Source organism: Defluviitoga tunisiensis, from assembly GCF_000953715.1.
GTDB classification, from domain to species: Bacteria; Thermotogota; Thermotogae; order Petrotogales; family Petrotogaceae; genus Defluviitoga; species Defluviitoga tunisiensis.
Window position 1 is genome coordinate 1,768,003 of record NZ_LN824141.1, and the last position, 12,129, is coordinate 1,780,131.

The window sequence follows — 12,129 nt, forward strand, 5'->3', positions numbered from 1 at the left end:
AGGTTACCTCCTTCAGGAATCATAATATATCTTTTTTTTGCTTGCACGCATTTGAAAAAATGTGAAAACTAATGTAATTCCAAACAATACATACGCAGCTGCGCTTGCTTCTCCCATTCTTTGCTGATTATAAAATTTATCGTATATATAATAAACCAAAGTCATACCACTATTATTGTACGGTCCTGGCATACCTACATATAGAATAAAAATTTCATCAAAAACCTTAAAAGCCCCTATCATTGCTACAATAATTATAAAAAATGTTGTTGGAGAAAGAAGAGGCAATGTAATGAATCTAAACTTCTGAAAAGGAGACGCGCCATCAACTTCAGCAGCTTCATAATAACTTTGATCAATGTTTTGTAATCCCGATAAAAAGATAATTGAATAATAACCTACCATCTTCCAAATAGAAATAATAGCGACAGTTGGAATGGTATAGGCCTGATCTTTTAACCAACTTACTTTAGAAAACCCTAACTGAATCAAAAAGTAATTTATTAATCCATTATCATTAAAAAGCCATTGCCATACTAAAGAGACTGCAACCACGCTGGTTACAAAAGGAATGAAATAAATAGTACGGAAGAATGCCTTACCGCGTACCTTTTGATTCAGCAACAGTGCAACAATTAAAGCTAAAAATATTGTAATAGGTGTTGACAATAAAACATAATATGTAGTATTCCATATAGCCTTTATAAATAGTGATTGTTGTTTAGCTAACAATAAAAAGCTAATAATCTCGGGCACTCCAAACCAATAAAAAAAGGCATAAAAAGCAACAAATAAAAGAAGCTTTAAAAACGTTTTATTTGATTTTTGGGTTACGAAATCTGATACTATCAAGAAAGTATAGATGATCAATTGAATTATTGAAATAACTATACTTAAGTAATTAACAGAATTTGCCAAAAATAAAGCTATTATTCCCAAACAACTCATTATTATTACAAGGTTTTTTTGATATCTTTTTTCTATTTTTTTATAATCAAAAATAAGATGCATAAAAAAAATAAAACTCATAACTAAAAGAAGAGTATTAAAAAAGGCGGAGTTAAATGAAATAGAAATAGGTTTATCTAGCTTAAATAGTTTTATGTAGTTTTCAAATCCAATAAATATCGGATTATCCTGGTTTTGAAAGTCCCACTTAAAAAAACTTAGATAAAATGAATATATAATTGGCCAAAACACAAAAAGTCCTAATACTACAAACGAAGGTAATAAATACAAATAAGCAGATACACTCTCTTTTAATTTCCTATACTTAACAGGTTTCAAAAATTTCCTACCAAGTAATCGTATTATCATTAACAACACAATTATTAACCCAACGTATAATAAAATAGTAATCTCTGCATTCATATACATATTATTCCTCCAATTTAAAAACGTAACAAAATTAGTAAATATTTACAATACGTTGATTAATTTTGATCTACCATCTTCTTACACCTATTTTGTATGTCAATCAACATCGCTAAAGTTTCTTTGTAATCAGTTTTTTCATAAATATCTTGTCTTAAAAAATTGTTAATATTTTCTATCTCAGCTAAGGCAACATCCACCTTTGGGTTAGATCCCTTTTTATATGCCCCAACTTCGATTAGATCCTTTGAGTCTATGTAACTAGCGTAAATATCCTTGATAAATTTAGAGGCTTCCAAATGTTCCTTATCAGCAACTTCAGTCATCAGCCTGCTTACACTTGCTAAAATATCAATTGGTGGATAATGTGAAGAATCAGCAAGTTTTCTAGAAAGTACTATATGCCCATCAACTATGCTTCTAACTGAATCCCCAATAGGATCGTTCATATCATCAGCTTCAACTAAAACCGTATAGATTGCAGTCATACTTCCATCTACAGAATTGCCTGCCCTTTCCAATATTTTAGGCATATTTGCAAATACACTGGGTGTATAACCTCGTGTAGTCGGAGGTTCTCCAATAGAAAGGCCTATTTCTCTTTGTGCCATAGCCCATCTAGTAATAGAATCGACCATCATTAAAACATCATAGCCCAAATCCCTAAAATATTCAGCAATTGTAGTTGCAGTATATAAAGCTTTAACACGTAATAAAGCAGGAGAATCAGAAGTAGAAACAACTAATATCGATCTTTTAAGCCCTTCTTCACCCAAATCTTTTTCGATAAACTCCCTGACTTCCCTTCCACGTTCGCCTATTAATCCTATGACGTTTATATCAGCTGAGGTATTTCTGGCAATCATTCCAAGAAGTGTACTTTTACCTACACCACTTCCAGCCATAATTCCTATTCTTTGACCTTTTCCTAACGTTAAAAAACCATCAATTGCCCTTACTCCTACAGATAATGGTTCTTTAATTCGTTTTCTAACTAACGGATTTGGTGCAGAAGAATATATACTTTTATTTTCATAATGCTTTATTTTGTTTCCATCTATTGGTCTTCCTATTCCATCCAATACATGCCCTAAAAGATCTGTACCCACTTTAATAGTAATCTTATCTTCAACTTTTTCAACGGGAGCACCTACATATAACCCTCCAACATCTTCTAAAGGCATCAGCAAAACTTTGTTATCAGAAAAACCAACAGTTTCTGCCAAAACTGTTGTTCCATCTCTTAATTTAATCTTACAAAGATCACCAATTGCTGAATTTGGACCAGTTGATTCGATAGTAACCCCTATAATTCTGCTTACCTTTCCTAATTGAGCAAACAAAGGGCGACTTTCAATCTTTTTTTCAAAACTCTTTAAAGAATTTTCAAAAGTTACCTTCTTCATTTAAAGCCACTTCCAATATATTTAATAAATCTTTTATAAAAGTTTGTGGGCTAAGATCAAAAATGCCTTGATTTGTATCTAAGAATATTTGATTATCACTTAATGACGCATCTTCTACAATCTGAAAACTATTTCCAAAAACCTTAATAATTATTGATAGAAACTCTTTATTAAAGCTAGGACTTACTTTTAGTGTAGCATCTTTAAACATATACAATTTGCTTTGTAAATCATTAAATACCTTTTCTATCCAATCAGGAAACGTAACGGTCTCTTCAAAATATTTCCCTACAACAATTTTAATTACTTCTTCACAAAAAATCCGTGCTTGATTCGATAGCTCATTCACATATATGTTATATTCATTGGCGATTCTTCTCATTTCTTCATTAACTTTTTTAAGATCTTCTTCTAAAATCTTTCGCTTTTTATTAGAACTTTCAATCTGTTCTTGCATAATTTTTTGTGCATCTAACTTAGCTTTTTCAAGAATTTTTGCTGCTTCATTTCTTGCTGATTCAATAATTTTTTCGCTATCTTTATGAGCCTTTTTAATAATTTCTGATTTTAACAATTCTTCCTGTTTTTTTATATCTCCAACTTTATCAACTTGAGTATTTTCAGTTTCTATTTCAAAAGTTTTATCCAAAACAACATATTTGTTGTTGATAATCCTTTTATTCAATTAACTCTTCACCCGCCCCGCCTCTAATAATGATTTCTCCACTTTCTTCAAGCTTTCTTATTATATTAACAATTCTTTGTTGAGCCTCATCAACATCTCTAACTCTTACAGGTCCCATATAATCCAATTCTTCCTGAACAATCTGAGCAGCTCTCTTAGACATATTTCTGAAAATAATATCTTTTACTTCTTCAGAAGCACCTTTCAACGCAAGAGTTAAATCCTTACTATCAACTTCACGCAATACTCTTTGAATAGATCTGTCATCTAACTTGGTGATATCCTCAAATACAAACATTCTTCTTCTTATCTCATCAGACAATCTTGGATCTCTTTCTGACAACTTTTCAAAAATTTTATTACTCATAGCTCTATCAATATTGTTCATAATTTCTGCAGAAATATCGATTCCTCCAACCTGAGAAAAAGATTGAACGGTGAAAGCAGATAATCTATCTTTTAATTTATTTTCAATCTCCTTGACGATATCCGGATTTGATGAATCCATGGTAGATATCCTTTTTATTACGTCAACCTGTAAATATTCAGGAAGCTCTGCGATTACCTTAGCAGCAACTTGAGGTGGAAGGTAGCAAAGAATTAAAGCCACAGTCTGAGGGTGTTCATCTTGTAAAACGTTTACTAACTGGGCAACGTCAACTTTTCTAAGGAAATCAAAAGGTTTGACTTGTAAATTTGAAACAAGCCTATCTATAATATCTATTGCTCTTTCAGGACCAAATGTTGTTTCTAGAAGTTTTTTTGCATATTCAACGCCACCAGTACTCAAATAGTCTTTCGCTTTTGCGTACTCATAAAACTCCGATAAAATAGCTTTTTGAGTTTCTTCATCTATTTTTTCCAAATTAGCTATCTCCAAAGTCAATTCTTCTACTTCTGCATCATCTAATTTTTTAAGTACTTTACTAGCTTTCTCAGGTCCTAAAAGAACTAACATTATCGCAGCCTTTTTTACACCATTCAAACCTTTTCCTCTTTCAGCCATGTTAAATTCTCCTCAAAAATTAATTTCCAGCTTATCTAATGGACTACTGACTTCTAAGCCATATCTTAATAATATCTGCAACTTCTTCCGGTTTAGAATCAACAAGTTCTCCAATTTCTTTTATCATTTGTTGCTCTGGAGTCAATTCAGCAGGTACTCTACCGGTTTCTTTCATTACCTCTTCTGCCTGTAACTCTAGTTGCTTCTTCCTTTCTTCAATCAATTTTGCAGCTTTCCTGGATTTTACAATCCTATTAACAATAATAACTAATACTACTAAAACTATCAAAGATATTATTAAAATAGTAATGTTTGCAATTCTTTTCCTCTTTTGTAGCAGCTCATTTTCAATTTGAGCTCTTAGAATCTCACTTTCCCTATTAAAAGGTACGTCTAGAATAGATATATTAGCTTCAGGTGTACCTGAAGCTGTTGAAACACTTTTTCTTATTTGAGCTTTCAAATCTTCAGAATTTTCTATTCCTATACTAGAAAAATCAATGAAAACTGTAAAACTTTTATTAGAAATCTGACCTTGTTTGTCTTCAACAGTTTTTCTATATATTTCATTCACGTCATAATTTGTAATGATGTCTGATTTACTATAATAGTCTCCAGAATCTTGAGGTGTTTGATAAGTATAGGGTGGAATATTTGAATCAACGCCAGGAACACCACTTACAGTAGAACGATTCCCACTTTGCTCAGTACGGGTTTGTTGACTTAAAATAATGCCCTCTTCTTCTACAACAGGTTCCACCTTTCGTTCTTCCTGCTCAATTTTTTCCCAATTAAGATCTATCTCTGAAACAACGACTACATTTCCCAAGCCAAAAACTGATTGTAAACTACTTTCAAGTTTTTTAGAATAATAGTTTTCTACTTCGGTTTTTAATTTAAACTTTGAATTAGCACTTTCAATTCCCTCACCAATCATAACTTGAGAGCTAAGATCTCTAGAATAATTATCTACAACTTTCACGTTTTGAGGTTTTAAACCCTGAACTGAACCAGAAACTAGATTAATAATAGCCTTAACCTGATCAGAAGTTATTGTTACTCCTGGATTTAATATTAAAAGAATAGATGCAGAAGGCTCAGGATTATCGCCAACTTGGTAATAAGTTCTCGGTGGAATAACCAAATGAACTCGAGCAGCTTTAATACCCTGCAGAGAAGAAATACTTTTAGTGAGCTCACCTTCTAAAGCAATTTGATAATTAACTTGTTTATCATAGCTAGTTGCTCCAAAACCTTGCTCTCGTAAAAGTTCGTACCCCTGAACGTTAAAACCTATAATACCTTGGGAGGCCAATTTCATTCGTAATTCAGCAACATTCTGATCTGCAACATATATATTACCCGCACTATCTACCTTATATATAATTTCCATTTCTTCGAGTTTTTGAATAATATTTCCTGAACTTGCTTGATCCAGTCCACCTATCAAAAATGTGTATTTTTTCTTTGATGCGATCATTGAAAAAACAATTATCAAAACAATAACAGCCACAATAGAAACTATATAAATTATTTTTCTTTCTTTTTCTTGTTTATTCCACCATTCCTTAATTTTAACTAGAAATTGCTCCATAGTATACTCCCTCTATCTTATTCTAAATCCAACATTTATACTTTTATCAAAAATCTCATAACCCACAAATAAATCTAAGTTTGAAATAGTATAATATCCGGAAAGGAGTAGCTTATCAGTACTTAAAGAGATTCTTGTAGCAAAGTTTTTTGTCAACTGATGTTTGTATATTATCTGTGGATTATCAAACACAGTCAAAATAAAATTTTGCCAAGGAAATCCTATTCTAAAAATCAAGTTACTAGGTAATGGGTCCCCTGAAAACCCAAAGGCAAAATAGGTCCTTGGCGCATAAAGTAAAGAATAATCAAAACCAAAATCTAAAAAATTAGTGTTTGAATCAATTAATTGATTTGTATTTATACCTAATGATACATCTCCATATAGTTCAAGTTTACGATAAGCAATACCTCCTGCCAAATCAGTGGTTAAAACACGATTCTTATCAAAATAAATACCGCCTTTTAAAAAATAAGGAGAATATATTTTGGTATTTTTATAAGATTCTTGAGCCTTTTTTACTTTTTGATAATAGGCTTCTCCACCAGGCGAAATAACCCCAGCCATAACAGCTGTAGGTCCGTCATGGTAAGCTACCAATTGCAATTTTTCATCATTAAACAACCTTCTAAGATATCCATGATACTCTAAAGCACCTTTTAAGTTATCATATGGATCAAATAAGTTGTAAACATAAACATCTGTTGCAGTAGTATTTTTTAATTGCAACAATCCCATAGCTTGTGATGAAGAAATTGCATGAGTGTAATAACTAGACTCTACTGCCATCTGTCCACCAATCAAAGACCTTGGTTGTGACCAAACAGACTCAAGCAGTTTATTTGAATCCATTAGAGGGTATTTATAAACAGTATATATTTCAAACCCCATTTCTCCTAGGTGGTTTGCATTATATTCAAAATGCGTACCTGGCTTCATAAATAAATAATCATACATATCATAAAAAGAAAAGATATGCACAAACAATATTAAAAAAAGGATTGTTGAGAAAATCTTTTTCAAGATAAACACCCTCTAATAAAAATTGAAGGAAATAAATAAACCCCTGTAAAAATCACAAAGATTTTATTACTTCCATGATAATATCTGCAATTTTTCCTCCAGTTTCTTCTGCAACCCTTAATACTTCTTCTGCACTAACTTCTTGTAGTTGTTCTGGTACAGCTTTATCAGTAATTGCGGAAATACCCAAGAGTTTTATCCCTGCATGTCTAGCAACAATAGCCTCTGGAACAGTTGACATCCCTACTAAATCTGCACCAAAGTTTCTCATCATCCTCATTTCAGCGGGTGTCTCAAATGTTGGACCACTTAATCCCAAGTAAACTCCTGAATAAATTGGAATGTTCAATTTTTTTGCGGCTTTAAATGCTTCATTAACTAAGGACTTTGTATATACTTCTGTCATATCTGGAAATCTCGGACCCCATTCATCATAATTCGGACCCATTAATGGATTGTCTCCAAAGAAGTTAATCTGATCAGTTATTATGCAAGGTATGCCCACTTGAAAATCAGGGTTAAGAGTGCCCGCAGCGTTAGTAACTATCAAATATTCAATCCCCATTTCCTGCATTACTCTAATTGGAAATGTAACCTCTTTCATAGAATATCCTTCATAATAATGAAATCTTCCGTTCATTAACATAACTGTTTTATTCTGTAATTCTCCAATTAAGAGTTCACCTTTATGTCCAGGAGCAGTTGAACGAGGAAAATTTGGAATCTCAGAATACGGAATAGAAATCGCATTTTTTAAGTTATCTGCAATTTTGCCTAAACCCGAACCTAAGATAATAGCAATATTTGGTTTCTTATCTATTTTATCTCGAATATACTTAGCAGCTTCTCGAACCTTTCTTACATATTCTTCAATGTTCATCTCTTTCTACCTCCTCAGATAATATAGCCAATATATGGAAGATTTCTATATTTTTCTTCATAATCCAAACCATAACCAACAACAAATTTATCTTCAATAGAAAAACCTGGAAATTTAACATCAATACCATGTTCATGCGCTTTTTTTACAACAATGGAAGTAACTTCGATTGAAAGCGGATTCTGCCTCTGAAGATATTTAATAATATATTTCAAAGTATTTCCGGTGTCTATAATATCTTCTACAATCAAAACATGTTTATTTTCTAAAGGCTCATCCAACCAACTTTTTACTTTAACTACACCAGTAGTAATCTCTCCAGAATAACTAGAAACTTGAATAAAGTTATAAATTACATCTAAATCTATATTTTTAACTAAATCACTAAAATAATTTACAGAACCTTTCAAAACACAAACAGCAATAATTTCATCTGTTTTATCTTTATAATAATCTGTGATATTTTTTCCAATTTCTCTAACCTTTTTCTGAATCTTATCTTCTTCAATTAGTACATGAATTGCCATTACTAACCTCCTCTAGTGCTTTATTTATTAAATTATAACACTAATTTCCCCGGAATTGTATTCTTTTATTTCGCCTTTATCATCTAGAATTTTTAGATAATCTGATTTAATATCTACTAACTCTCCAATCACAATTTTACCAGACAACGTTTTTAATCTAATTTTATCACCTTTTTTAATATTTAAATTATTAATCCAAATTTTCGTTAAGTTTGAAATAGTTTTAGGCTTAAAATATTTTAAATAATATGAATGATAAGCAATATGATTTATTTCCCTAAGGATTTTATTTAGAGTAGCTTCCTTTCCAATTAATTGTTTTAAAGAAACAGCAGAAGATGATAAATCTTCAGTAAGATCATTATTTACATTCATACCGACACCAACAATAACACAACTTGGTTTATCTCCACTGTAGATACTTTCTCCTAAAATACCACAGATTTTTTTCTCATCTACTAAGATATCATTTGGCCATTTAATAATTGCTTCGAGATTGTATCTTCTTTTTAACAAATCTACTACAGCTAAAGAATACATTCTAACATAATAATAAGGAATCAAAGGTCTCTTACGAGGTTTAAATAAGACAGAAAACCATAATCCTCCAAAAGGTGCATACCATTTATCCTTCTTTCTACCGTATGCTTCAGTCTGTTCAAGCGCCCATACAACTGTTTCGGAAGGAAATTTTTGCCAATTGTCTTTTAAAAATTTATTAGTAGAAGGAACCTTATCTAAAACAATAATATTATCACCTATCATTATTCAAAAACCTCCAAAGATCGTTTAATTTAAATTATTTACCTTAAAAGAACATCAATGTCTGAATACTATTGAATTATGTCTTAGAAATTATTTGTATAACTGCTCAGAAACTGACTTAATCTAATTTTACCACATCTTTTAGAAATTCAAAATTATAGCTTTATTATGATATAATAATAATGTTTAACTCCTATTTAAATATAGGTTTATTTTTCTTTATATACATTGATTTTCAAACATATTCAATTAAATTATAAAAATATATTATATTTTATTTTTATCAATTTTCTTTTTTCTTTTAAACAAATATAGATAATACTATTGAATTGGAGGTCACACCTAATTTATGGCATTTTTTAAAACTGCCTTATTCGAAGGAAAAAATGAAAGAATCAAAGGCATTGAATTCTTTTTGATTATAAGTTACATTTGTTTGCTGATTATTGGATACTTTGCCATAAAAAGTGCTGTTTTAAATAGTTCTTTAGAAGGAATAGAAAAACAACAACTAATGTGGATGATAATTGGAATTAGTGGTTTTTTTCTGACAATTTTCATTCCTGAAAGATTAATAAAAATAACCGCACCAATATTATTTTATTTTTCATTCTTTTTGCTAATATTAGTACTTTTCATGCCTCCAATTAGTGGTTCTAGAAGATGGATTAGAGTTGGACCTGTTGGATTTCAACCATCTGAACTGTTCAAATTATTTTTACTCATATATTTCAGTTATATTTTATCAGAAAAAGACCTAAAAACTTTTTATTTTGCCTCTTTTATTACACTAATCTCCAGTGTTTTGTTGTACAAAGAACCAGATTTTAGTACTACAGTTATAGTACTTACTACATGGTTTGTTCTTGTTTTCATCTCTGGAAAATTTGAAAAATTGTGGCAATATACATTAGGACTTGGTATAATAAGCGCACCAATAATCTTCATGAATATGAAAGAATATCAAAAAGGTAGAATTCTTGGATTTCTATTTCCCGAACAATACACATTAACATATTTTTATAATACAGATCAAGCAATAAAAGCCATTGGATCAGGTGGATGGTTTGGTAAAGGTTACATGAATGGATACATGAACCTAAGTGGTTCAGTTCCTGAAAGTGAAACTGACTTTATACTATCGGTTATTGGAGAAGAATTTGGGTTTATAGGGATATCTTTTATAATATTATTGTATGCCATAATAATTTGGAGACTTTACGTTGGCTATAAAAAAAGCAACGATCTTTTTTGGAAATACTATTATGTAGGATCCTCTTTTCTCATCTTTTTTCATGTTTTTCAGAATATAGGAATGAATTTAGGATTGCTACCCGTTACTGGAATCCCTTTGCCTTTAATTTCGTATGGTGGAACCTCTATTTTAACTTTTTCGTTAATCTTGGGTTTAGCTACAAAAGGATTAATGATTGAAAAGCAAATAACGGGGTGATTTTATTGAAGCTGATAGAAACTTTACCAAACATTAGTGAAGGAAGAAACAGTGAATTAATAAGGCAAATCAAAAACCTAGCTGATAACTTTGATAAGGTATGGTTTATTTCCTGTAAAAGTGACGAATATTTTAACAGAAGTTTTATCAGCATCGTTGGAGACATATCAGAAATTGATAGTTTCCTTTATGAAACTGTAAAAATATGCATAGAAAAAATTGATTTAACCAAACATTCCGGGCATCATCCCAGAATTGGTGCTGTAGACGTAGTTCCTATTGTACCTCTAATAGGGGTAAATTTTGAAGAAGCCAACTATTTAGTAGAAAAACTTTCACAAAAAATTTCTAATGATTTTAATTTACCAGTATACCTTTACGAAAAATCTGCACGTTATAAAGAAAGACAAAACATAAATAACATAAGAAAAGGTGAATTTGAATTTCTAGAAAAAAAGATGAAACTACCCGAATGGAAACCAGATTATGGTCCATCAAAACCTCATCCTACTGCGGGAGCAACAATAATTGGAGTAAGAGACTTTTTAATAACTCTTGATTTTCATATTAACACAACAGATAGATGGTTAGCTGAACAGATACAACAAGAATTATCATTATACGCACCAGTTAACGTTTTTTTAATAAGAAAACAAAATGGTAAATTTTCAATTAGTATCAACGCAAAAGAAGGAGAAATTTCAATTTATTTACTCTACAACCAAGTTCAAAAAGTAATACAACACTTTGGTTGTGAAATAGAAAGGGTTTCACTTCCAACTCCTATAACTGGAAAAATCTTTTTAAATTCTTTTAAAACACTAATTGGAAACCTAGATGGAGAGCTATTTACCATAGAAGAAAAATTATTATTGAATAGTCAACCATGTAAATCTAAAAACCCAAAAGAATAAAGAAATGACAAGAATAATACTAGTAGGACCTCTAAAAACTAACTATATAATAAATGGTACTAAACAATATTTAAAATGGATCGGTAAATATGAAAAGGTTCAACTCATTCAACTTCCATTATCTGGAGATTTAAACAAAATACCCGAAAAAGACTATAAAGATAAAGATTTCGAGAAGATCCAAAAATACCTACCTGATTCATATAATATTGTCTTAGACGAAAATGGAGATAGCTTAACCTCTGTAGAATTTGCAAATCTATATGACAATATAAAAAGCACTTGTGGGAGAAAGTATATCAATTTTATAATCGGTGGACCTTTAGGTCATTCTCAAAAAATTTTTGAATATTCAAACAAAACACTATCTCTATCAAAACTAACTTTTACTCACGAATTTGCGACATTAATCTTATTAGAACAGCTCTTTAGAATTAACAAAATACTAAATAACGAAAGATATCACTATTAACGAAAGGAGGAGTGCACACTTAAACTTAAA

The 12,129-nt window shown here is 30.7% G+C and carries 12 protein-coding genes; 3 read left to right on the forward strand and 9 right to left on the reverse strand.

The window, feature by feature from the left end:
• Positions 1-12: 12 nt before the first annotated feature.
• The 9 genes from DTL3_RS08095 to DTL3_RS08135 all read right to left on the reverse strand — a co-directional run bounded on the left by DTL3_RS08095 (position 13) and on the right by DTL3_RS08135 (position 9,260).
• Positions 13-1,287: a carbohydrate ABC transporter permease gene (locus tag DTL3_RS08095; protein ID WP_045088719.1), complete on the reverse strand. Its 1,275-nt coding sequence runs from the start codon at positions 1,285-1,287 to the stop codon at positions 13-15.
• A gap of 146 nt (positions 1,288-1,433) precedes the next feature.
• A complete protein-coding gene (locus tag DTL3_RS08100; RefSeq protein ID WP_045088276.1) occupies positions 1,434-2,780 on the reverse strand; it encodes a FliI/YscN family ATPase in 1,347 nt (448 codons plus the stop codon).
• On the reverse strand, positions 2,761-3,465 hold the full coding sequence (locus DTL3_RS08105) for an HrpE/YscL family type III secretion apparatus protein (RefSeq protein WP_052670442.1): 705 nt from the start codon (positions 3,463-3,465) through the stop codon (positions 2,761-2,763). The genes DTL3_RS08100 and DTL3_RS08105 overlap by 20 nt, the downstream gene beginning before the upstream one ends.
• Positions 3,458-4,471 carry a flagellar motor switch protein FliG gene (fliG, locus tag DTL3_RS08110; protein ID WP_045088277.1) on the reverse strand — a complete coding sequence of 338 codons (1,014 nt, stop codon included), beginning with the start codon at positions 4,469-4,471 and terminating at the stop codon, positions 3,458-3,460. The genes DTL3_RS08105 and fliG overlap by 8 nt, the downstream gene beginning before the upstream one ends.
• A gap of 43 nt (positions 4,472-4,514) precedes the next feature.
• The gene (fliF, locus tag DTL3_RS08115; protein ID WP_045088278.1) at positions 4,515-6,065 is read right to left on the reverse strand and encodes a flagellar basal-body MS-ring/collar protein FliF; all 1,551 of its coding nucleotides are present in this window, start codon (positions 6,063-6,065) and stop codon (positions 4,515-4,517) included.
• 12 nt (positions 6,066-6,077) lie between these two features.
• Positions 6,078-7,004, reverse strand: a complete 927-nt coding sequence (locus DTL3_RS08120; protein WP_231854008.1) for a lytic transglycosylase domain-containing protein — start codon at positions 7,002-7,004, stop codon at positions 6,078-6,080.
• A 136-nt stretch (positions 7,005-7,140) separates the two neighbouring features.
• A complete protein-coding gene (locus tag DTL3_RS08125) occupies positions 7,141-7,968 on the reverse strand; it encodes a purine-nucleoside phosphorylase (protein ID WP_045088279.1) in 828 nt (275 codons plus the stop codon).
• 14 nt (positions 7,969-7,982) lie between these two features.
• A complete protein-coding gene (gene hpt / locus DTL3_RS08130) occupies positions 7,983-8,495 on the reverse strand; it encodes a hypoxanthine phosphoribosyltransferase (protein WP_045088280.1) in 513 nt (170 codons plus the stop codon).
• Positions 8,496-8,522: 27 nt separating this feature from the next.
• On the reverse strand, positions 8,523-9,260 hold the full coding sequence (locus DTL3_RS08135; protein ID WP_045088281.1) for a biotin--[acetyl-CoA-carboxylase] ligase: 738 nt from the start codon (positions 9,258-9,260) through the stop codon (positions 8,523-8,525).
• 349 nt (positions 9,261-9,609) lie between these two features.
• Here DTL3_RS08135 and DTL3_RS08140 point away from each other — a divergent pair, with 349 nt between their 5' ends.
• Genes DTL3_RS08140 through DTL3_RS08150 form a run of 3 tightly spaced genes read left to right on the forward strand, consistent with a single transcriptional unit; the run spans position 9,610 to position 12,099 of the window.
• Positions 9,610-10,713, forward strand: a complete 1,104-nt coding sequence (locus tag DTL3_RS08140; protein WP_052670444.1) for an FtsW/RodA/SpoVE family cell cycle protein — start codon at positions 9,610-9,612, stop codon at positions 10,711-10,713.
• 5 nt (positions 10,714-10,718) lie between these two features.
• A complete protein-coding gene (locus DTL3_RS08145; RefSeq protein WP_052670445.1) occupies positions 10,719-11,627 on the forward strand; it encodes a hypothetical protein in 909 nt (302 codons plus the stop codon).
• A 4-nt stretch (positions 11,628-11,631) separates the two neighbouring features.
• Positions 11,632-12,099: a 23S rRNA (pseudouridine(1915)-N(3))-methyltransferase RlmH gene (locus DTL3_RS08150; protein WP_045088282.1), complete on the forward strand. Its 468-nt coding sequence runs from the start codon at positions 11,632-11,634 to the stop codon at positions 12,097-12,099.
• The last annotated feature ends 30 nt before the right edge of the window (positions 12,100-12,129 follow it).